At 34.8% G+C, this 21,065-nt stretch carries 18 protein-coding genes; 6 read left to right on the top strand and 12 right to left on the bottom strand.

The window, feature by feature from the left end; all coding sequences use genetic code 11:
• Window positions 1-377 precede the first annotated feature (377 nt).
• The 4 genes from zapA (at window position 378) to ABN080_RS06980 (ending at window position 6,403) form a co-directional block, all read left to right on the top strand.
• A complete protein-coding gene (zapA, locus tag ABN080_RS06965; RefSeq protein ID WP_349440695.1) occupies window positions 378-1,805 on the top strand; it encodes a ZapA family metalloprotease in 1,428 nt (475 codons plus the stop codon).
• A 164-nt stretch (window positions 1,806-1,969) separates the two neighbouring features.
• On the top strand, window positions 1,970-3,709 hold the full coding sequence (locus ABN080_RS06970) for a type I secretion system permease/ATPase (protein ID WP_349440696.1): 1,740 nt from the start codon (window positions 1,970-1,972) through the stop codon (window positions 3,707-3,709).
• 13 nt (window positions 3,710-3,722) lie between these two features.
• Complete coding sequence (locus tag ABN080_RS06975) at window positions 3,723-5,051, top strand: HlyD family type I secretion periplasmic adaptor subunit (RefSeq protein ID WP_349440697.1); 1,329 nt, start codon at window positions 3,723-3,725, stop codon at window positions 5,049-5,051.
• A gap of 2 nt (window positions 5,052-5,053) precedes the next feature.
• Entirely contained in the window at window positions 5,054-6,403 is a 1,350-nt protein-coding gene (locus tag ABN080_RS06980) for a TolC family outer membrane protein (protein ID WP_349440698.1), read from the top strand.
• 483 nt (window positions 6,404-6,886) lie between these two features.
• Here ABN080_RS06980 and arnT read toward each other — a convergent pair whose 3' ends face one another.
• Together arnT and ABN080_RS06990 are read right to left on the bottom strand one after the other, a co-directional pair.
• Window positions 6,887-8,533: a lipid IV(A) 4-amino-4-deoxy-L-arabinosyltransferase gene (arnT, locus tag ABN080_RS06985; RefSeq protein ID WP_349440699.1), complete on the bottom strand. Its 1,647-nt coding sequence runs from the start codon at window positions 8,531-8,533 to the stop codon at window positions 6,887-6,889.
• Between the two features lie 361 nt (window positions 8,534-8,894).
• Entirely contained in the window at window positions 8,895-9,233 is a 339-nt protein-coding gene (locus ABN080_RS06990; RefSeq protein ID WP_072070697.1) for a carboxymuconolactone decarboxylase family protein, read from the bottom strand.
• Between the two features lie 133 nt (window positions 9,234-9,366).
• Between ABN080_RS06990 and ABN080_RS06995 the strand changes: the two genes are divergently transcribed.
• Window positions 9,367-9,753 (top strand): DnaJ family domain-containing protein, encoded by a 387-nt coding sequence (locus ABN080_RS06995; protein ID WP_349440700.1) that lies wholly within the window; start codon window positions 9,367-9,369, stop codon window positions 9,751-9,753.
• A 53-nt stretch (window positions 9,754-9,806) separates the two neighbouring features.
• Here the strand turns inward: ABN080_RS06995 and ABN080_RS07000 are convergent, their stop codons facing one another.
• The 10 genes from ABN080_RS07000 to mrpA form a co-directional block, all read right to left on the bottom strand.
• Window positions 9,807-11,381 (bottom strand): AbgT family transporter, encoded by a 1,575-nt coding sequence (locus ABN080_RS07000; RefSeq protein ID WP_196553635.1) that lies wholly within the window; start codon window positions 11,379-11,381, stop codon window positions 9,807-9,809.
• Window positions 11,382-12,110: 729 nt separating this feature from the next.
• Entirely contained in the window at window positions 12,111-12,431 is a 321-nt protein-coding gene (locus tag ABN080_RS07005) for a helix-turn-helix domain-containing protein (protein WP_349440701.1), read from the bottom strand.
• A gap of 21 nt (window positions 12,432-12,452) precedes the next feature.
• The gene (locus ABN080_RS07010) at window positions 12,453-13,280 is read right to left on the bottom strand and encodes an MrpH family fimbial adhesin (RefSeq protein ID WP_072070701.1); all 828 of its coding nucleotides are present in this window, start codon (window positions 13,278-13,280) and stop codon (window positions 12,453-12,455) included.
• A gap of 21 nt (window positions 13,281-13,301) precedes the next feature.
• Entirely contained in the window at window positions 13,302-13,850 is a 549-nt protein-coding gene (locus tag ABN080_RS07015; protein ID WP_072070702.1) for a fimbrial protein, read from the bottom strand.
• A gap of 10 nt (window positions 13,851-13,860) precedes the next feature.
• The gene (locus ABN080_RS07020) at window positions 13,861-14,346 is read right to left on the bottom strand and encodes a fimbrial protein (protein WP_072070703.1); all 486 of its coding nucleotides are present in this window, start codon (window positions 14,344-14,346) and stop codon (window positions 13,861-13,863) included.
• 11 nt (window positions 14,347-14,357) lie between these two features.
• Window positions 14,358-14,903 (bottom strand): fimbrial protein, encoded by a 546-nt coding sequence (locus ABN080_RS07025; protein ID WP_196553634.1) that lies wholly within the window; start codon window positions 14,901-14,903, stop codon window positions 14,358-14,360.
• Window positions 14,904-14,916: 13 nt separating this feature from the next.
• Window positions 14,917-15,675: a fimbria/pilus periplasmic chaperone gene (locus ABN080_RS07030; protein ID WP_072070704.1), complete on the bottom strand. Its 759-nt coding sequence runs from the start codon at window positions 15,673-15,675 to the stop codon at window positions 14,917-14,919.
• A 54-nt stretch (window positions 15,676-15,729) separates the two neighbouring features.
• Window positions 15,730-18,345: an outer membrane usher protein gene (locus ABN080_RS07035; protein ID WP_349440702.1), complete on the bottom strand. Its 2,616-nt coding sequence runs from the start codon at window positions 18,343-18,345 to the stop codon at window positions 15,730-15,732.
• Between the two features lie 21 nt (window positions 18,346-18,366).
• Window positions 18,367-18,915, bottom strand: coding sequence for a fimbrial protein (locus ABN080_RS07040; protein ID WP_141124310.1), 549 nt, complete (start codon window positions 18,913-18,915; stop codon window positions 18,367-18,369).
• A gap of 95 nt (window positions 18,916-19,010) precedes the next feature.
• Window positions 19,011-19,538, bottom strand: a complete 528-nt coding sequence (gene mrpA / locus ABN080_RS07045) for an MR/P fimbria major subunit MrpA (RefSeq protein WP_036932684.1) — start codon at window positions 19,536-19,538, stop codon at window positions 19,011-19,013.
• Window positions 19,539-20,213: 675 nt separating this feature from the next.
• Between mrpA and mrpI the strand changes: the two genes are divergently transcribed.
• Window positions 20,214-20,774 carry a phase variation DNA invertase MrpI gene (mrpI, locus tag ABN080_RS07050; protein ID WP_197269482.1) on the top strand — a complete coding sequence of 187 codons (561 nt, stop codon included), beginning with the start codon at window positions 20,214-20,216 and terminating at the stop codon, window positions 20,772-20,774.
• The last annotated feature ends 291 nt before the right edge of the window (window positions 20,775-21,065 follow it).

Here is a 21,065-nt window from a genome sequence, read left to right on the forward strand (position 1 = left end):
AAATTACTTGATGATAATTTCCATCATCAAGTAATTTGATTTATCACCCTATTAATAAACTCTAACACCTTAATAAAACACATATAAAAACGACCCCATTAGTCATATATAAAAAAGATTATTCTTTTAAAATAACCTTTATAAATAATAACAATAATAAAAATCTCGAAAGGTAATGTAACTACAATTGTATTTACTTAATTAAATTATTCTGACTTAAAACACACCTCACTTCACAATTATTTAAAAACATATTTTCCCCCTCTAGATTAATATCAATAAATAGCTATCTTTATTATCGCTGGCATTCGCCAGATAATAAAACTATTTTCAATATGAAAATAAACTTAACCTAAACTTGATATCCGGAGGATATTATGGGTTCTTCTTTATTAAAAAAAGCAGTAGGATTATCTAATGTTTCTGATTTATTAGATAAGAGTGGAATTTTTTATAATTTCTCAGCTAAGACTCTACCTTCTTTTGATTATGATACCGCAGGAAAACATATCGCGCGTGAAGATTCCACATGGAATGGGAAATATGTTATTGGACAAGCGGCAGAAGTAACGTATTCATTCCCAACTTGGGCGGGCAAAAAATTTAATGACTTTGGTGATAAAAATCCCTATGGGTTTAATTCAGCACAAAAGGATCATGCAAGGCAATCTTTAGATGCATGGTCTGATATTGCAAATATTAAATTTACAGAAGTAGCACCAAATGTAAAATCAGATATTACTTTTGGAAATATTATTGATCCTTACGGTAAATTCCAAGCTTATGCAACATTACCAAATACCCCTGATTATTATGGGCGTGATATTTCAGGACAAGCCTGGTTTAGTGATTATTATTATGCGGGTAATACAACGCCTGAATTAGGTAATTATGGTCGCTTAACAATCATCCATGAAATTGGTCATGCTCTTGGTTTAATGCATCCTGGTGATTATAATGCAGGTCAAAATGTACCTGGATATTTAAAATCTGATTATGCTGAAGATAGTCGCCAATATACCGTTATGAGTTATTGGGATGAATATGAAACAGGTGCACACTTCCAAGGTGCTTATGCTGGTGCTCCTTTACTTCATGATATTTCAGCAATGCAATATCTCTACGGTGCAAATACAACAACCAGAACAGGTGATGATGTTTACGGCTTCAACTCAAATACAGGTATTGATTATTACACTGCAACAAGCAGTAATGATAAATTAATATTCTCAGTTTGGGATAGTGGTGGTAATGATACTTTTGACTTCTCAGGATATTATCAAGATCAAGTAATTGATTTACGTGAGAGTCATTTCTCTGATGTTGGCGGACTACAGAAAAACATATCTATTGCCCAAGGCGTTACAATAGAAAATGCAATTGGTGGCTCTGGTAATGATATTATCTATGGAAATGATGCTGATAATATTCTCATCGGTGGTGGCGGTAACGACATACTGTATGGTGGCGGTGGCCAAGATACATTATGGGGTGGTACAGGTAGCAACACCTTTGTCTATAAAGAAATCTCCGACTCTCTAGTCTCAGCAGCAGACAAGATAATGGATTTCAAATCAGGCATTGATAAGATTGACCTATCGGAGTTAATCGAAAATACCTTCAGTCATAAATTCCTTAATTTTGTTGATAATTTTACAGGTCGTTCAGGTGAGGCAACCATTAAGTATGATCAATCAACAAACTCAAGTGAACTCGCTATTAATGCTTATGGTTATGACTCTAGTGCTGATTTCAAAATTGATATCGTAGGATTTGTTAATTACGAAACTGATTTTATTGTTTAAGTCGTGATTTATTGGGTAGGAGAAATAGTATTCTCCTGCCCTCTTTTTACTTACATGGAGTTATTTTTATATTTTTTAAAAAAAATAAATATAAATTATCATGCATATAGATAAAAAATCACAAATATAAACAAATAGATAAGAATAAAATCAGGAATAACATTATGCCAGAAAACAAACACAATAATGAAATAACCAGTATTATAAAAGAGAGAAAAAAAGTATTTCTTTCCATTGGAATATTTACAGCACTAATAAATATTTTAATGCTAGTTCCTTCAATCTATATGTTGCAAGTTTATGATCGTGTATTACCTTCTGGTAATGAAATGACACTATTGATGCTAACACTTATTATGTTAGCTCTCTTTATTTTTATGGGTGGACTAGAATATTTAAGAAGTATCATTGTAATTAGAATGAGCAATAAGCTTGATTTATCACTTAATTCCCGCATTTATACCGCTGCATATCAAGCTAGATTAAATAAAATACCGAGTATTAATTCTTCTTTAGCTTTTAATGATTTAGTGACAATTCGTCAATTTATTACAAGTCATGCTATTTTTGCCTTTTTTGATTTACCTTGGTTTCCTATTTACCTTCTTGTTATTGCTTTATTTAATCCTTGGTTAGGATTATTTGCATTATGTGGTGCACTCATTTTATTTTCATTAGCTATTCTTAATGAATATTTGTCTAGAACATCATTAAAAAAAGCCAATGAATTTGCTAATCAAGCACAAGTCATACAGGGCCATCATTTCGAACATCCACAACCCATTGAAGCAATGGGCATGTTAAATTATTTGCGAACACAATGGCAAATTACCCACTTTAAATATCTACAAGCACAAACTCAAGCAAGTGATAATGCTGCAGGAGTTAATGCAATAACGAAAGTCACTCGCATGGCATTGCAATCTTTAATGCTAGGATTAGGTGGCTGGCTTGCAATAGACAATACAATTAGCCCAGGAATGATGATTGCAGGATCAATATTATTAGGTCGTGCTTTAGCACCGATTGAACAAGTTATAGGTGTATGGAAAAACTGGGATAGTAGCAAAGAAGCCTATAAAAGGTTAGCCACACTATTAAAAGCTTATCCTGAAGAAAATAAAAAAATGGCACTACCTGCCCCTAAAGGTGAATTAACGGTCAATATTAATCAGGCTCAATACCCTCAAACAGAACATACACTATTAAATAATATTCATTTTTCACTCAGCCCGGGTGATGTGCTTGGTATTATTGGCCCTAGTGCTTCAGGTAAATCCTCTTTAGCTAAATTTATTGTTGGCATATGGGAAGTTAAAACAGGTTCAATTCGCCTTGATAATGCAGATATATATCAATGGAATAAAAGCGAAGTTGGTCAATATATTGGATACCTTCCCCAAGAAATCGCCCTTTTCCCAGGGACAATTGCCGAAAATATTGCTCGTTTTTCCGAAATAGATCCTCAAAAAGTGACTCAAGCTGCAATGATGGCAAATGTTCATGAAATGATTTTACGTTTTCCTAATGGGTATGAAACCGTTATTGGTGCGCATGGAGAAGGATTATCAGGGGGACAACGACAACGAATTGCGTTAGCGCGCGCATTGTATGGTAACCCTACACTGGTTGTTTTAGATGAGCCAAATTCTAATTTAGATGATTTGGGTATTAAAGCGTTAATACAGGCAATTCAAACTCTCAAACAAAATAAAAAGACCGTTATATTAATCACACATCAAAAACAATTGCTCTCAGTGACGAATAAGCTTTTAGTTCTTTTCGATGGTCACACTAAATTATTTGGCTCTACAACCACCGTTATTGCTGAATTAAATAACTCATCAATAATAAAGAACACCCCAACGCCATCAAATACACCTATTACTCAAAGTAATTCTTAATATTGAGAAAATAATGATGATCACAGAGAAAAATGAAATCAATATAGTTAAAAATATTTCCGATGATCCTAAAAAATTCTTAATAATAGGATGGTCTGTTATTCTTTTAGGCTTGGCGGTCTTTATTTTTTGGGCTGCATTTGCACCTTTAGATAAAGGGGTCTCCGCCACAGGTAATGTTTCAATTTCAGGCAATAAAAAAAGTGTTCAAGCATCCGTAGAAGGTATTATCACTGATATTTTAGTGAAGAATGGAGATAGTGTAACTGAAGGCCAAACACTTATTCAATTAAGTCCCATACAATCCAAAGCCTTAGTAAAATCCCTATCAGATCAATATGATAATTTACTTATTACTCAACAACGTCTTTATGCTCAACTCAATAAAAAAACAGAGTTTATTTTAGACCCTACCGAAAAATACTATTCATCTTCAAAGAGCCTAAATAAACTCTTGCAACTACAAAATAGATTACTTAATGAAAAATATATTGAATTGCATAGTGAAATAAATGGCTATAACGCCATTATTGATGGTATTTCTAATCGTTTAATTCATCTAAAAAGATCAATACTAAACAAACAAAATCAAATTAATAGTTTACAGAATCAAATAAAAGATTTACGCACTCTTGCTACTGAAGGCTATATTCCTCGTCATCGTTATCAAGAGGTTGAGCGTGAGCTCGCTGAAAATAACAATCATCTTAATGATACCTTCGGGCAAATAAGTACTTTAGAAAAACAAAAACTAGAGTATGAACAGAAAATATTACAACGTAATGCTAACTTTTATCAGTCAGCACGTACTGAACTTAATCAAATTCAATTACAAATAAGTGAAACTGAAAAGCAACTTATTATTGAGATGGATAAGCTGGCTAAAATGAAAATTACAGCCCCTATTTCAGGAACAGTAATGGATTTGTCTGTTTTTACACAAGGTGGTGTTGTTAGAACAGGACAAACATTAATGGAAGTTGTTCCTCAGGATCATCAATTAATTATTGAGGCTCGTTTAGCTCCTCATTTAATTGATAAAGTAACTCCCGGCCTTCCTGTTGATTTAATGTTCAGTGCTTTTAATCAAAATACAACACCTAAAATTCCGGGTGAAGTTACTTTAATTTCAGCAGACAGACTTATTGATGACAGAACAACAGAACCCTATTATCAAGTATTTATTAATGTAAAAGATAATGCACTTCTTGCTGATAATAAAAATATATTAAAGGCTGGTATGCCCGTTGATGTGTTTATTAATACAGGCGATCGTTCATTACTCAATTATCTCTTTAAGCCTGTATTAGATAGAGTTCATACTTCTTTAACGGAAGAATAATTATGCTAATAAAAAAACTTTCTATTATTATATTGATATGGATGTTCAGTTTTCATACTTTTGCTATCACATTATCTGATCTCTATTTTTTGGCTGTAAAAAATGATCCTACTTTTAATGCTGCAATAAAAGAACAAATTGCAGGCAAAGAGTATGAAAATATTGGATTATCCCAGTTACTTCCTAGTGTTCATGTCAATTACCAAAATAATCCACGAAATTGGCAACGTAAAGTTTATCCGATTAATACTAGCCAAGGAGAAATACAAAGAACAGAATATCAAAATTACCAAAGCCACTCTGTCAGTGCGATTATTAGTCAACCTCTATTTGATTACACTGCTTTTAGTGACTACAAATCATCAGTTATACAAACGTTACTATCAGATAGTCGTTATCAAGTGAAATTCTCTGAACTAGTGATTAGATTGGTTGATCATTATATTGAATTAGCCTATGCCCAAGATAAATTATTATTAAATCTTTCTCAGCAAGAGATTTATAAAAAACAGCTTACTTCTAGCCAACGCTTATTTGAGTTAGGAGAAGGAACAAAAACAGATATTTCAGAGATCCAAACTCGATTATATTTAACTCAATCGCAATATACGGATATCCAGCTTGAATTAGATAATGCTAAAAATAAATTAAGTTCAATGATTGGTAATCCACTTCCTTATGATGAGCATATTGCAAAATTAAATAGTCAAAAGTTTATATTACAGCCTATTACTCCCAATAATTATGAAGAATGGGAAATGGAAGTAATGCAAAATAACCTCAATATTCAAACTGCACGCTATGAAATGGCAATAGCGAAACAAGAAGTAGAAAAAAATAGAGGTGAATTTTTTCCAACCGTACAACTCTATGCTTCTTATTCTAATAGTGATTCTGATAGCAATAATACGGTAAATCAGAAATATCAATCTGCTAATATTGGTTTTTATGTCAGCTTACCATTATTTAATGGTGGAAAAACGACAGCATCAATGCGTCAATCTACTGCGATGTATCAGATGAGCGCTTTTGAAAGGGATGCTATTATTCAACAAATTACACAAGAGTTACGTTATCAATATCAAATTTGCACGACCAGTAATATAAAACTAAATGCATATGAACAGTCTGTTTCCTCTGCTAAGTTACAATTAGATGCAACTCAAAAAAGTTATATTGGTGGGCAACGAACCATGGTGGATGTTCTTAATGCTGAAGAATTATTGTATCGTGCTCAACAAGATTTAATTAAAGCTAAATATGATTACATTCAAGCTTGGACATTATTACATCAATATACTAATACATTAGATATTGAGAAAATAAAATTAATTGAAAATTATTTTCAATAGAGTAATTAAATATTTTCAATAAGAAATACTAATATAAATATAAAAGTCCTAGATCGTATATCGATCTAGGGCTTTAATTTAAGTAATTTTTGATTACTTACTTTAGCTAGCGGGTATCATCACTTCTTTTTAGTACCGTACAACGTTAATACACGGTGAGTAAGAGCAATTGATGCTAGACCGATAAAACATTCAACTAGGAAAATCAGCATAAATTACCCCCATTCATAAGTACATTTTGTTTGGGCGGGGGTTCTGATAAAGTAAAGTGACTTGTCATATATTGCTTAGCTAACTCCGATTTAATGGACACTTTCTAAACCTATCATTAAAAGGGAAAAGAGCAAAATAAATTTCTCAACAAAATCTATTTTTTAACTTAGATCACATAAAAACGACACAAAAAATCAAATCTAAACCATACCCAAACTTGAATGACATTTTCGACCTCATTTATAATATATAAATAGACTTTAAAATCAGTTAATTAAAGAAAACAAATGTTAGATCACCCTGTTTTTTTACAATAGGTTTTATCTTTAATTGGCTTATAACGGATAATATGTCTTTGCGCTCAGGTCTGATCAAAACAATAGCAACACCTTGATAGTTATTCTTTTCAATTAAGTTAACTAGTTGCTTAAGGTCATAATATTTATTTTGCACATCAGGGTATGCTAAGCCATAGGCAAGCTCTCCTCTCGTCTCAGTTAAACGAATATCTGTACGTTTCAATCCCCATGCTAGTGACGTACCAATACCAACTTCATCAGCTAAAATATAAGGCTTATTTGCTAGCTCACTATAATAATGATTAATTGCTTTTTCAGGAGTATTTTTACTTTCAATTTTATGTGGGATCGCATATCCAATAGTAAGACTTAATCCAACAGAACAAAATAAAGTTAACAAACGTGTGGGTTTAAAAAATGAAGCAATTCCCATCATACTCCATATAAAAAATCCCCCTATCGCCAGCATCGCTTTATATTGTTCATCTACTTCATATAGTCTAAATCGAGATGAATAAAGAGAATAAACAATAATAGAAACACCGGTTATCCCAAAGGCTGTATTTATTATTGCGTTGATAGTATAAATTTTCTCATTTGGATTATTTTTCAATTCTTCCATGTAACTCGCAATCAAAATCGATAACGGAACAAAACAAGGCAACATATAAGTTAATAGCTTGCCATTAGAGGCCGAAAAAAATGCAAAGAAAAGAAATAGCCAAAATGAAAAATAGAGAGTGCCCTTTTTCAAAAAAAGCGCAGATTTAAGCGTGCCAAATAGAAATCCCAGCCAAGGTAAAATACCCAGAATAATAATAGGTAAGTAAAACCACGTAGGTTGTGATCTTGCTGATCCTTTTGAGATAAAACGTTGCACATGTTCGATCCAAAAAAAGTAATGCCAATAATCTGGGGCTTGAAGTGCAACTGAAATTACCCATGGACCCGCAATAATAAACATAGCGATAAATGCTATTGGCGCATAACAAAGGACTTCCTTCAAACGAGATAAGCTAATTGCTGTAACCATAAAGACTAATGTGGGCAGAACAACAGCAATAAATCCTTTAGTTAAAAAACCTAAACCACAAAAAATACCAACTAAAAAAGAAGCATAAATTTTTGATTTTTTATCTGTTACCAATAATCCACTTAAAAAATAATACATTGCCACAGTAACAAACATGGTCACTATAGGATCAAGGATATTATAAGTGCCAATAGACAACACAAGAAAAGAGGATAAAAATACCACTAATGCATTAAAAGCCAGAGCTTGATTATGCCAAACTAACAAAGCAGCTCGATAAACAAATAGACCAGTTAATAACGTTGAGGTGACAACAACTATGCGAACGGAGAAATGACCGCCCCCAAATAACCATTGTGCAATACTGTTTAGCCAATACCCCAAAACAGGTTTTTCAAAATAGCGAACATCGAGTAAATAAGGCACTGACCAATTACCTGATGTCAGCATTTCTCTGCTAATTTCGGCATAACGAATTTCATCTGGTTGCCACAATAGCCGCGTTTCTAAAGGAATGAAATAAGTTAATAATATAAAAATAAAAAGTAGAAACCATTTATATCTTTCTACAAAATTGACGCTCATACATTCCTCATTAAAATAGAAAAATCACCTTACAAAAAACTAATTAGTTAGAATGGTTATCTTATAAAAAATTCAATTATTATTTATTAATTTATAATTAATTAGTACATGCTAGAATAAGAGATACTAAGTTATTGAAATATATCTTTTTTATTAAGTTACATATATGTAAATAGATAGGGTTGATTATTTTAAATAATAATATTTTAATTTATTATTAATCTGTTTTTAATAATAGATGTTTTTACTTTATGGCTGTAACTTAAACAAATAATAAATAAACCATAAGAAATAAAAAAGCCAGAATGAACTTATTCTGGCTTTATGACTATTTTATTTTAGTTATATTATGATAAAAATCTTATTTACTAAATTCTTTAAAAGCACCCATAGTGTTGGCAGCGTACATAACTGAAGGGCCGCCACCCATATAAATAGCAACGCCCAATGTTTCTGCTAGTTCTTGTTCTGTTGTACCGAGTTCAACTAAAGTTTTAGTATGGAACCCAATGCACCCATCACAACGATTAGCAACAGCAATTGCAATAGCGATCAATTCTTTTGTTTTTGCATCTAATGCCCCTTCTTTACCACCAGCTTTTGTGGTGCTCATAAAAGCTTTCATCACTTCTGGAATATTTTGAGACAATGCTCCCATGTTATTTGCAATGTCTGTTACTATTTCTTTGTACTTACTCATTAGATATCCCTTAGTTAATATATATTTTTATATAATATAAAAATATAATATCAAACCATATAATTTGATCAAGATAAATTGAGCATGCGTGATCTTTTCTGCTTAAAATAATCTCAAAATAACGAGGTTTACAATGTCAATTATTGATGAATGGGCTGAGCGCCACATTGAACAAGCACTACAAAAAGGTGAGCTATCATCACTAAAAGGTGAAGGTAAACCGTTGCTCCTCGATGATAATAGTCATGTACCTAAATCACTTAGAGCAAGCTATCATTTATTAAAAAATGCAGGTTTCTTACCTCCTGAAATGCAAGATAGAAAAGAAGCATTATCTTTAGCCGAAATCCTATGTGCGCTAAATGAAACAGGAGAAGAGCATGAATCACTACAAAAGCGTTTAGTATTGCTTGAATTAAAATTACAACAAGCAGGTTTAGATACTCAGTTTTTACATGCAGACTATGCCAATCAATTAGCTGATAAATTGACAAATCATAAAGAAGAAATGGATAAATAAGAAAAAGAGAGAAGCTTATACATCTCTGTATAAGCTTCTGTTATAGCAGAGAATTAACCTGCTGTTGGTGTGTAATAGATTGGTGAGCCAGGCCCTACTGGTAAATGGAATACAAATACCCATAAGTAGAATAAGAGTGACCAGCCAATTAAGAAAATAATAGAATATGGCAACATCATAGAAATCATAGTGCCAATACCTGTGTCTTTCTTATATTTTGTAGCAACCGCTAATATCAAACCAAAATAACTCATCATAGGGGTAATGATATTAGTGACAGAATCTCCGATTCGATATGCTGCTTGGATTGTTTCTGGTGCATAACCTGCAAGCATTAGCATTGGTACAAAGATAGGTGCAGTTACCGCCCATTGTGCCGATGCAGAACCTATCATTAAATTAATAAAGGCACAGATTAAAATAAATCCTAAAAATAACAAACCACTTGGCATATCAATACTGTTAAGTAACGCAGCACCTTTAACAGCAATAACCTGACCAATATTTGTCCAACCAAAGAAAGCAACAAACTGAGCAGCAAAGAAAATAATGACTAAATAAAGTCCAAGCGTACTCATCGAATTCGCCATGGCATCAACAATGTCTTTATCTGTTCGCATTGTCTTAGCAACCCAACCATAAACAATACCCGGAATTGCAAAGAATAAGAAAATAAAGACGACAATAGATTTTAAGAAAGGAGAATTACCAATTAACCCTGTTTCTTGGTTTCTCAATATGCCATTTTCAGGAACAACTGTTAGCGCTAAAATCACGCCCATAGCAATAAATGTACCTGTTGCAGCCCATAATGCTTTCTTTTCTAGCGGCGTAACTTCAGCTGCATTCCTTAAATCATTTTCTTCTTCATCAAGCTCATTACCGTTATATGGACCCAATTGTGGTTCAACGATTTTTTCTGTGATGAAGTAACCTAAGAAAGTGATCAGGAATGTACTGACAAACATAAAGTACCAGTTCGCTTCAGCACCCACTATATAAGTTGGATCAATAATACGTGCCGCTTGCTGTGTAATGCCCGATAGCAATGGATCTATCGTACCTAAGAGTAAGTTAGCAGAGTAACCACCAGAAACCCCCGCAAATGCAGCCGCAAGACCCGCTAGAGGGTGTCGTCCCAATGAATGGAAGATAATTGCTGATAACGGTATCAACACTACGTACCCTAATTCAGCAGCGGTATTCGACATTATACCTGCGAACACAATAGCTAAAGTAGTCATTTTACGTGGTGCTTTCATTACCACTAAACGCATCACTGCAGATAATAAGCCCGCACGTTCAGCAATACCGACACCTAATAATGCCACCAGCACCGTACCTAAAGGGGCAAACCCCGTAAAGTTTGTGACAATATTGGCCAATATACGGCGAATGCCATCGGCATCTAACAAGCTAATTATATGAATATAGCCATCTTCTGCGCGTCCTTTTGCGCCTTCTGGTCGGGGATCTTGTACTGTAACACCAAAATATTCACCAACAGCCGAAGAGACGAGTAAAATAGCAATTAAAATAATAAATAAAATAACGGGATGGGGTAGCGCGTTTCCTAACCATTCCACTGTGCGTAGAAAGCGACTGCCTCCCTGTTTTTTTGTTTGCATCATTTATCCTTTTTATAAAAAAACAGAAAATGCACAGTACACAACCCTTTTTATTATGACTATCTGTTAATCCTATTTATAACCGTCTTATTTAAGATAAACATCATGACAAAATTATTAAATAATGTATTTTTTACCTTAATAAACAATTGGATAAAAATAAGTTATACAATTACAAATCACTTACATTAAAATTAATTTATAATATCTAAAATTAAAAAATGTGCATAAGGTAACATTTTTTAACATTATTGTGATTATTTATTAACCTTTTATGACTGAAAATATCTTTAATTAATAGCCAGAATCGATTAAACACTCTGATAAACCTGATAGTAACGGTTGTAATTACTATAAAAGAGAAAACAATGTCGAATAAACGGTCAAAATAGGTTAAAAGCTTAGTTTATTTGTAACATAAATAGGTAATTTTACAGTAGATGTTGTACGTATAACTATAAGTAGAATGAAGAATCGATAATCTAAGGAAGGAACGATTAAAATTGTTAAGTTAATATTTAAAAATAATATTACTGATCTTTTAAAGATAAAAAAAAAGAAGGTAAGTAATACTTGCCTTCTTTAACAACTGCTCAAATTCATCTCTCAATTTAATATTTTTTATATAAAAAAAGGGCAAGGTTCCCCTTGCCTTACCAATAGGTAATCAATCAAAGAAACACATACACACTAAAACACCAAATTTTGGATATTATTTAGTCGTATGTATTAGTATAAAAAGACATCGGGTGTCGCTTCAGCAATGATACAGCTACGTTTATCAACACGTAGATTTTCTGATGAGGATTTTGGTATAAAACAATCTTCAAAAAACCAATAAATAGGTGTATTTAGATAGCTAGCTAATAAAACAAGATAGCTTAAATCTATCTTGTTCATCCCGCGCTCATATCGAGAGAATTGCTGTTGGCTTACACCAATTTTTTCAGCAATTTGCATACCGGTATAACCTAACTCTTTACGCTTTTTCTGAATTCGCTTTCCAACTAACGCATTAACATCAATATTTGTAAAATCGTAATTCATCATAATATTCACCCATTATCATGATTAAGGCATCGTTAAAATAATTGAACCTGAACCAGAGAAATAGCCTGGTGCAACGCGACCGTTGGTATGTAAAATTGATTTAACCTCTACAGGTATGGTTCCGTTTTTAGGAACATCAATTACGGAGCCTCTTTCACCAGGATAACCATCAAGAAATAAATCAGCATAAAGGCTATTATCAGGTCGTAATGGAACTCGGCCACTGTCTGAGCCCGATGCAATAACCAGAACCTTCATTGCTAAGTTGCAAGTCACATTAATATTTTGAGCGCGTGCTGCATTTTCTAAACTGAATTCGTCAATATCACCATAATTAAGGTTTACAGCTCCTTCTGTTATTTTGCAGGCACCAACGGGTGGCGGTGCAATACCACATAATGATCCCGGTAATAAACGTCCATTGGGAGACCAGCCGCCTTCCTTAGATTCATAAAATAGCCCGACACACTCTTGGTTTGAGGTCAAAGGATCACCATCATGTCTTGCTGTTCCTTGTATTGGAAAACTCTCAACCCTCATAACAGCATCACGAACACCTGCTAAATAACGTTCTTTTTCAACGCGAACAATACTTCTTACAGCCGAACCTGGAGAACCATTAGCATCATGCTTATGGTTAATTGTTATCCAGCATTTACTCCAGCCATAACAAGGGTTGGGGGTATAGGGATCTTCAGGATCCCAGCGTTGGATAACATAGGTATAAGTGGCGTGAGCAGGCTCACCTTCGGAATGTGTAATATAAGAAAAAATAGATGCCATCGCAGGCGCTGAAAACAGCAAACCTATTGCAATACATAAAGCCGGAAGTCGCTTTAATATGGACATATAAAACCTCAACCCTAATAATTAGTCATAATTCAAATGAAATGTGGCTATTGCACTAAATGGACCGCGCTTAATGGATTGATTGGCAATCGCATCCGGCTCCCCTTGAATAAAGGCATAAAAATTTAAAATAGTGTCATCAGCATTTAATGAAAGTTTGTCTGTCTCTTTATTAACAGGTAAGGCATTTCCATTTTCAGATTCCAATCCAACTGCAATTCCAGCCGCTTGACTACTTGAGCTAATCGCTAAAAAGCCTTGCCCTGCCATGGCTTGGTTTTCATCACCTTTAAATGTAATTTTGACGCTTTTACCAATCGTGAGATCACATTCAGATAAGCGAATTTGAAATAATTTGCTTGGTGTTCTTTGATATGCATAAAGATTCTTATCAGGAATATTACCAAAATCTAATTCAACGGTTTCATCACCAGGTTTTATGGTGCAAGGCTCATCAACTAATATGCCGTGAAAGTACATATTGTCTGGTGCAGAAAACGCCGTTGATGTTAATCCCATAAACGTGATTAAGCCCAAAACGAACGGGATCGATAATCTTTTCATTTTCATCAATGCGCTCCTATTGGTATTCAGCAAGAAGTGTTGCTGAAACTTCAAATGCACCTTCAGGTAGCGTGCTACCCGGTCTTTTAACCGGCACAGCTTGGATCACTGGTGGATTATCCGGTGATATCGCAATGCGTTCGTTTAGTTTAAAAGGCTGACCATCTTGTGTGAGATGAATACCTAAATCAGGAATATTGGTTTGTAGCGCAGCTTCATCAAACTGTGTTTTAGGACCAATAATAGAAAGGCCTAAATCCCATCCTTTTAAATTTGGGTCGCAGACCAATTGATAATTCACTGATTCGGTGTAATTAATACCATCTACTTTATGAATACCTACGTTGTGTCCAAAATAGACATCAATCAGTTGGTTATTGCTAATTACACAAGGCGGTGGAACTAATAAAGTGCCAAATAATTTCATATTCGGTGTATCTGCACTCATGACAGCGTAAGAATTCAGTAATGCAATCAGGCATATGTATTTTAATTTATTCATTTTCCGACCCCTTACTGATAATCCACATGCAACGTACCACTGGCGACAAAATCACCACCGCTTAATGTGGCACTCTGATCACGAACAGGAATAGCTTCTAAATCAGGCAAATTAGGGTAGGTAAAATTAATGGCTTTGCCTAAATCTAATAATTGACCTTGATATAAAATACGTACTCCTAATCCTGTAATATCTGTTTGTAGTGCATTTGAATCGAATCCAGTTGCGCTACCAGTGATATAAACCTTCATTGCATTTGTCGGCATCTTTTGGCACGTGGCGGTATAGTGAACTGGCTGTTTATAATTTGCGCCGTCAATACGCGTACTCATCACCTCGCCAAAATTCACCTCAATCATTTTGCCGTCATTGATCAAGCAAGGCGGAGGGGCAATAACATTTCCAGTGATATTGATATAAACAATTCCCGGAATAACATCTTTCACCGCTCTAGCGGGTAAATTCGCAACAGCAGTAAAACTTAGGCCTCCAGTAAATGTTGCCAGAATAAAAATCAACACTGCTTTGCTTGGGCTAAACCGCTGTTCCATTTTCATAAAATAGACCTATTTAGTATCCTGCTGATGTTTCTGTCACTTTGCATTCATTGCCATTACAGCTAAATTTCATCTGTGGACGTCCACCGTAATCATTGATGTAACTTAATACTGGTGATGCGCCAAATGCAGAAGCATTTAGGTTTATCGTGCCTGTGCTTTTAGGTGCAATCATTAATGGCTGAAAACCATCAAGGCTTTTTCCTTGTAATCCTGTCAATCCATCAACTAATGTTACGTAGTAAGGTGTTGGATTATTCACTTCGTAACGATCACCTTTTTTCGTTAAGATGATTTTTTCTTGCCAAGGATTAGTCAGATCTGTTTGAGTGGCATAAATAGCCGCAGGGCGATAAAACAACTTAATTCGGGTTTGTAATGCAATTTGCAATACGTTGGGTTTATCACTACGAGGTGGAATTTCACGCAAGTTAAAATAGAAAACACTTTCTCTATCTTGTGGCAACTTAGCAATGTCCGGCAATGACTGCACTTTTACTTGGCTTTTATCGCCAGGTTCAATACGTTGGATCGGTGGTAAAACCAGTAATGGAGAATCAATACGCTCACCATTCTCATTTTCCATCCAACCTTGTGCTAAATAAGGCAACTCTTTATTTTGGTTACTGACATTTAAACTAATTGATTTATCCGCGCCATTAAAAATGACGCGCGTTCTATCTAAAGCAATCGCGGCAATGGCTTGACTAGTAAACATCATTCCAGTCAATAAAGTGGTTGTTACAACAAATAAGCGCTTTAATAACATCATTTTAAATTACTCTTTTTGTCTGAAATTATTTTTATCTTTCCCTTTTGCCTAACCTTATTTTGTGATCAATTGAGGTTTAGGTAAGGGTTCGGTTCTTTGATTGATTGTTGACGGTGCGGTATTACCATCACCACAAGTTAGTAATAATGAAGATATAAACATGCCTTCAACTAATGTCGGGATATGAATTTTGCACTGCTCTTGTCCATTCCAACGCACACTCAACACATCGCCACTATTAATACCTGTCAGGTAAACATTCCCACCATCATTGACAATACCGAGCTCTCGGCCTTTATCGGTTGTGACACTGGCACCAAATGGTGGATAAGTTCCGTCTTGTAAACGAATGACAGCCATGGCTTTTTGTCCCGACACCACATCAAAGTGACGGTAGCCTATTGCGCCTTCTGTTAGGGTGAGTTGTTGAATTGAACGTAATGCTTCAGTGTTATCTGGCATCTGATCAAGGTCGATACTGGCACTACTACGGTAATAATCATTGATATCAGGCAGTATGGCTTTACCAAAAGCATTGGTACGAGTAATAGCACCGATACTTTTCACTGGTACATCAGAAATACCATCTGTATCAATAAGTAAACGGGTACTACCTGTGCGACTTGTACGGTGTAATGCCCCACCTTTTGGTGTCAATGTTGCCCCACCTTGCAGTGATAATGTGGCTGATGTGTATTCATCATTAATATGGCTCGCACTGGCAGTGATTAATGCCGCATCAGCGTAATGCATAAGATAGGCATCTGCAGATGGTTTACCGCTACTGCTTAAACCAGCACCAACACGATAGCTACTATTGTCATCAATACGATCGTAATAACTGACATTATGTGAATTACCGTGTTTGTTAATCACGGTGTTGTAGCTAATGGTTGCACGATCGCTCCAAGGCATGCTGACATTCATATAAACGCCATTATCATTGGTGCCATTAAATTTATTGCGAAACGCCGATAGACTGAGGTTGATATTTTTAAAGCTACCAACATCCATCGTTTTGGCTAATGACAAGTTATAGTTATCATTATTAGGCTTATTCCAATAAGTCTGATGGCTATAGTTTAAGTAGGCACTCAATCCCCATTCAGGGAACTGCTTACTAAACATAATGGTATAAAGCTCTTTATTGTTATCTTCTTCACCACCACGATAACGACGATCTAAATATTGGTTCATACTCATAAAATCACGTTCGGAGAATCGATAGCCTGCGAATGTCACTTGGCTATTTATTTCTTCAAAACGTTTTGAGTAACTTAAGCGATAAGAACCACCGTGATAGCGCTTGTTATCACTTGGAATTTTGGCCCAAGAATGTGTTGCATCAAAAGAGATAGCACCCAGTGCCATTAAGTCACGACCAATACCAGCAGAAACTGAGTTATAATCGCCCGAGACTAATGAACCACCATAAAGTGACCAACCGTTACTAATACCCCACGAGAATTCACCCATACCAAAAACAGGGCCTTCTGTATTACGGTTCATATCTGACGGTTTACCCGCAGATAATTTATATTGCACTCGGCCCGGACGTGTTAAATAAGGAATACTTGCAGTATCCATTTGGAATTCTTGAACAGATCCATCTTGTTCTTCAACACGTACATCTAATTTGCCACTCACTGCATCATTAATGTCTTGAATACGAAACGGCCCAGGAGCAACCTGAGTTTCATAGATCACACGGCCTTGTTGGCTAATCGTCACTTTCGCATTCGTTTTTGCCACACCCGTTACTTCAGGGGCATATCCCCTTAAGTTAGGCGGTAGCATATTGTCATCCGTAGACAAGTTAATCCCAGTAAAACGGAAGTTATCAAAAATGTCAGAGCGTGAATAAGTCTCCCCCATCACAAGGCGAGCCCCTAATTGGGTGATTGCTCTATAAAGATAAAGCTGGTTCCATTTCCAACTATTTTCAGTGCTATCAGGAAGACCCGTTGTATGCTGATAACTTGCTTGCCAATCAGCACGGAAGCGCCAAACACCCAAGTTTGCTCCCACGGTTCCTAAACCTGTAACTTGTTGACGTTGTTTTCCTTTGGCGGGATCTGTCACGTTAGCATTAACGTTATAGTCAAAAAGCACACCTGAAATACCGTGATCCCAACGAGAAGGTGGATCCCAGTTTGGTGCTGAATATTCTAGATAAGCTTGAGGAATAGTCAGAATAAGATTACCACTTCCCAGACTTGCATTTATTGTCATGCCGGGAATGGAAGACATATCAAGACAACTTCCATTATCTTGATATTTAACTTTTTCAGCCCATTCAGGTTTAAGGCCTATTTGATGGATCAACTCTGGAGGCAAGCAAGGTTCACTACCTTTAGGATCATTGGCAGGCACTACATAATTAATGTTATAAAGTTCAGGAAGTTCATTATTGTTAACACGAACAACAAACTCATATCGGCCGGGCATAATATAGCCCGCACGAGAGAAATCTGATAAGTCGATATTTTGTTTATCTTTTAGATCCAGAATATCGGCATTAAATTCAATATCACTATTTGCTAAAGCTGAACTTGAAATACTGGAAGCTCCAGTAAGAATTAAATAGATCAGTACAGCAACAGGCCGAATAGTATGTTGTTTTTTCTTTTTTTCCGTCCCTAAACCAACGGTTTTGAATGATCTCGCCATAAATTATCCAACCCGATCCATTTAATAGTATTCCAGCTTAAATCGCAGCGTTGTACGGTAATTCCCTGCTTTGGGTATTTCGTTATTTTTGACTATTCGCGCTTGATAAAGTAACGCCATTGATTTCGAATCAATACCAACAGGGGGCAATGGTTGCCCTGGAATAGCTTGTCTACCATAACGATCAGCTATCGCTAATGATGCACCCCTTGCTTCACCAGAAAGTGCAAAATTACCATTTTCGTTAGAAGGTCCTTCAAACGTTGCAATAAAACGAGGGTTGTCCGCTTCCTGACCTTTTTGTTCAATTAGCGTACATTCCGTTAATCTGATAGAAAAATACTCAATAGGTCCTTGCCCTTCAGTCACTAACATTGGAATAGAAACCGTTGTCAGTGGAATAACTTGTTCGCCACTTCCTGCTGCAATCGTGCAAGATGGTTCTAAAATCGATCCTGAAAGATTAAGTACCCCAAATCGCTGATGCATGTTTTTATCTTGTTTTACATCACTTGCTATTACCGATGTTGTCAGTAAACTGGCAATAAGGCATAGCCATAGTGGTGTCATCTTGCGATTCATATTTTTCTCCGTAAGAAAAAAATCGTTAAAAATAGACACAGGAAATAAAGCTCTGTACATCCATGTACAGAACTTATTTTTTCTTACTGATAAGTCAGTGCGAAAGTTGCAATTGCAGTGAAGTCACCAGGAACAGCGGCTTCTGCAGAAGAACCTTGTAGGTAAGCAGCAAAGTTCAGATCATTATTACCATCACGTAAGTTTTGAGCTGCACTTGGTGTACCTAATTTGATTTGTTTGCCACCCGCATCGGTGATAACAACAGCAGCATTTTTAGCGATACCTTCAATACCTAAAGAACCTGCTAAAATGTCTGCATCTTCTGAACCAGTGAAAGTTGTTTGAACTGTTTTATAAGTTTCAGTTGTACAATTTTCTAAAGAGATTTTGAAATCACGAGAATTACTACGACCACCATCTTTTAATGCAGCAGTAGAAATTTGACCTAATGGAACAGTTTGATTTTCTGTATCAGGAGTAATTGAGCAAGGAGCATCAATAATTGAACCAACAAATTTAACAGTACCGTGACCTTGATCAGCAGCAAATGCAGAACCCGCAGCAACAGATAAACCTAAGCCAAGAACTAACGCTAATTTATTTAATTTCATCTTTTTGTTTCCTAAAATATAAAGGACGAAGACATTAAAAATAATAAATTCATTAGGATTGAATTATTCCTAATTGAATGACTCATTATTGAGTTTTGTAATTTTGGTATACTTGTGCCCGTCCAAAACGAAATTAAATTTCGTTAGAAACAAAACAAAATACACCAAATTGTTTTGTTAAAAATTTTCATCTCGAAATCAAACGCATTTAGATAATACGGCTTTAAATAGCGGAAAAAGAGTTTATAATTCTAAGTGTAATTACTATAATTTGTGAAAAAAGTAAAAAAATTTATTTCTGGATTTTAAACAAAGTAACCAATCATATTTGCTTTTTGAAATAATGATAAATATCAATATGTTAAATAATCGATGATATGTGATTAATATTAAATTTGACTTAAGTGAGAAGCCAGAGAATAATAGTAAACAATTTGGTGTATTCTGTTTATTTCTCTAAAGATGACCGAATTCCTATCTATACTCACTTTTCACTTTGTCAATCAATCACTTTCATTTTCTAAAAATAAATAAACTTTCAATAAACTTGTTTAAAATTAACAAGTAAAAGTACAGCATAAAAAAAATACAACTCTTTATTGATGCATATTACTTGTTATAGTTATGTATCAATTGACTTTTGTTCCTTGTTATCTCATTGAAAAGGTTATGAAAATGAAGCAACGTAAGTTTCTTACACGTTTTGAGATCAACGCTATTTTGAAGCAAGCAAAAGAAGGACGGTACCCAGAAAGAGATTACTGTATGTTTTTAATGTGTTTTTTACATGGATTTCGTGTTAGTGAACTATGTAGGCTAACCTTAAGCGATATCGATTTGGAAAGTAGGATACTCTACGTCAGACGCTTGAAAGGGGGTTTATCAACAACACAACCAATTATAGAAGAGGAATATGATGCGTTAGTTAACTGGTTGAAAAAAAGGGAAACATGGAGAGAATCTGACTCAGAATGGGTCTTTTTATCCCAAAAAACAGGTCCAATCTCTCGTCAACAAGTATATGGGTTACTTCGCCGTTTAGGTAAAGAAGCTAATGTATCTATAAGCCCTCATCCCCATATGTTACGCCATGCATGTGGCTATGCGCTTGCTGATTTAGGTAGAGATACGCGTTTAATTCAGGATTACTTGGGGCATCGGAATATTTCACATACTGTTATCTATACAGCAAGCAATTCAAAACGTTTTTTTCACATTTGGGACATAAGGAATTAACATTTAGTTTTTAATTAATATACTTACTGAGAATTAATACACTAAATAGAGTAGGCTATACTTTTTCAATAAGAATAAAGTTAATTTCAATCTAATTAAAAAATTTAGGAATAGTTTTATATTAAATAAATAATCACGATTACTGGTATTAATAATTTATTAATAATCGTTTTCTAGTAAAAGAATAATTTAATATCAAAGTTCTTTTTTTGATTATCTTTATTAGGAGGCTGTAAATTTAATATCAATCTTTATTTATAAAAAATATTAAACATTCTTTGTTTGATTTTT

It is taken from the genome of Proteus sp. fly-1089 (genome assembly GCF_040138965.1).
Taxonomy (GTDB): Bacteria; Pseudomonadota; Gammaproteobacteria; order Enterobacterales; family Enterobacteriaceae; genus Proteus; species Proteus vulgaris_B.

Coding starts and splice junctions, on each gene's coding strand:
- ABN080_RS07025 (WP_196553634.1), bottom strand. CDS start 14,903: ATGAAAATGGAACAGCGGTTTAGCCCAAGCAAAGCAGTGTTGATTTTT.
- ABN080_RS07035 (WP_349440702.1), bottom strand. CDS start 18,345: ATGGCGAGATCATTCAAAACCGTTGGTTTAGGGACGGAAAAAAAGAAA.
- ABN080_RS07030 (WP_072070704.1), bottom strand. CDS start 15,675: ATGATGTTATTAAAGCGCTTATTTGTTGTAACAACCACTTTATTGACT.
- mrpI (WP_197269482.1), top strand. CDS start 20,214: ATGAAGCAACGTAAGTTTCTTACACGTTTTGAGATCAACGCTATTTTG.
- mrpA (WP_036932684.1), bottom strand. CDS start 19,538: ATGAAATTAAATAAATTAGCGTTAGTTCTTGGCTTAGGTTTATCTGTT.
- zapA (WP_349440695.1), top strand. CDS start 378: ATGGGTTCTTCTTTATTAAAAAAAGCAGTAGGATTATCTAATGTTTCT.
- ABN080_RS07000 (WP_196553635.1), bottom strand. CDS start 11,381: ATGCAAACAAAAAAACAGGGAGGCAGTCGCTTTCTACGCACAGTGGAA.
- ABN080_RS06975 (WP_349440697.1), top strand. CDS start 3,723: ATGATGATCACAGAGAAAAATGAAATCAATATAGTTAAAAATATTTCC.
- ABN080_RS07005 (WP_349440701.1), bottom strand. CDS start 12,431: ATGATGAATTACGATTTTACAAATATTGATGTTAATGCGTTAGTTGGA.
- ABN080_RS07040 (WP_141124310.1), bottom strand. CDS start 18,915: ATGACACCACTATGGCTATGCCTTATTGCCAGTTTACTGACAACATCG.
- ABN080_RS06970 (WP_349440696.1), top strand. CDS start 1,970: ATGCCAGAAAACAAACACAATAATGAAATAACCAGTATTATAAAAGAG.
- ABN080_RS07010 (WP_072070701.1), bottom strand. CDS start 13,280: ATGTCCATATTAAAGCGACTTCCGGCTTTATGTATTGCAATAGGTTTG.
- ABN080_RS07020 (WP_072070703.1), bottom strand. CDS start 14,346: ATGAATAAATTAAAATACATATGCCTGATTGCATTACTGAATTCTTAC.
- arnT (WP_349440699.1), bottom strand. CDS start 8,533: ATGAGCGTCAATTTTGTAGAAAGATATAAATGGTTTCTACTTTTTATT.
- ABN080_RS06990 (WP_072070697.1), bottom strand. CDS start 9,233: ATGAGTAAGTACAAAGAAATAGTAACAGACATTGCAAATAACATGGGA.
- ABN080_RS07015 (WP_072070702.1), bottom strand. CDS start 13,850: ATGAAAATGAAAAGATTATCGATCCCGTTCGTTTTGGGCTTAATCACG.
- ABN080_RS06980 (WP_349440698.1), top strand. CDS start 5,054: ATGCTAATAAAAAAACTTTCTATTATTATATTGATATGGATGTTCAGT.
- ABN080_RS06995 (WP_349440700.1), top strand. CDS start 9,367: ATGTCAATTATTGATGAATGGGCTGAGCGCCACATTGAACAAGCACTA.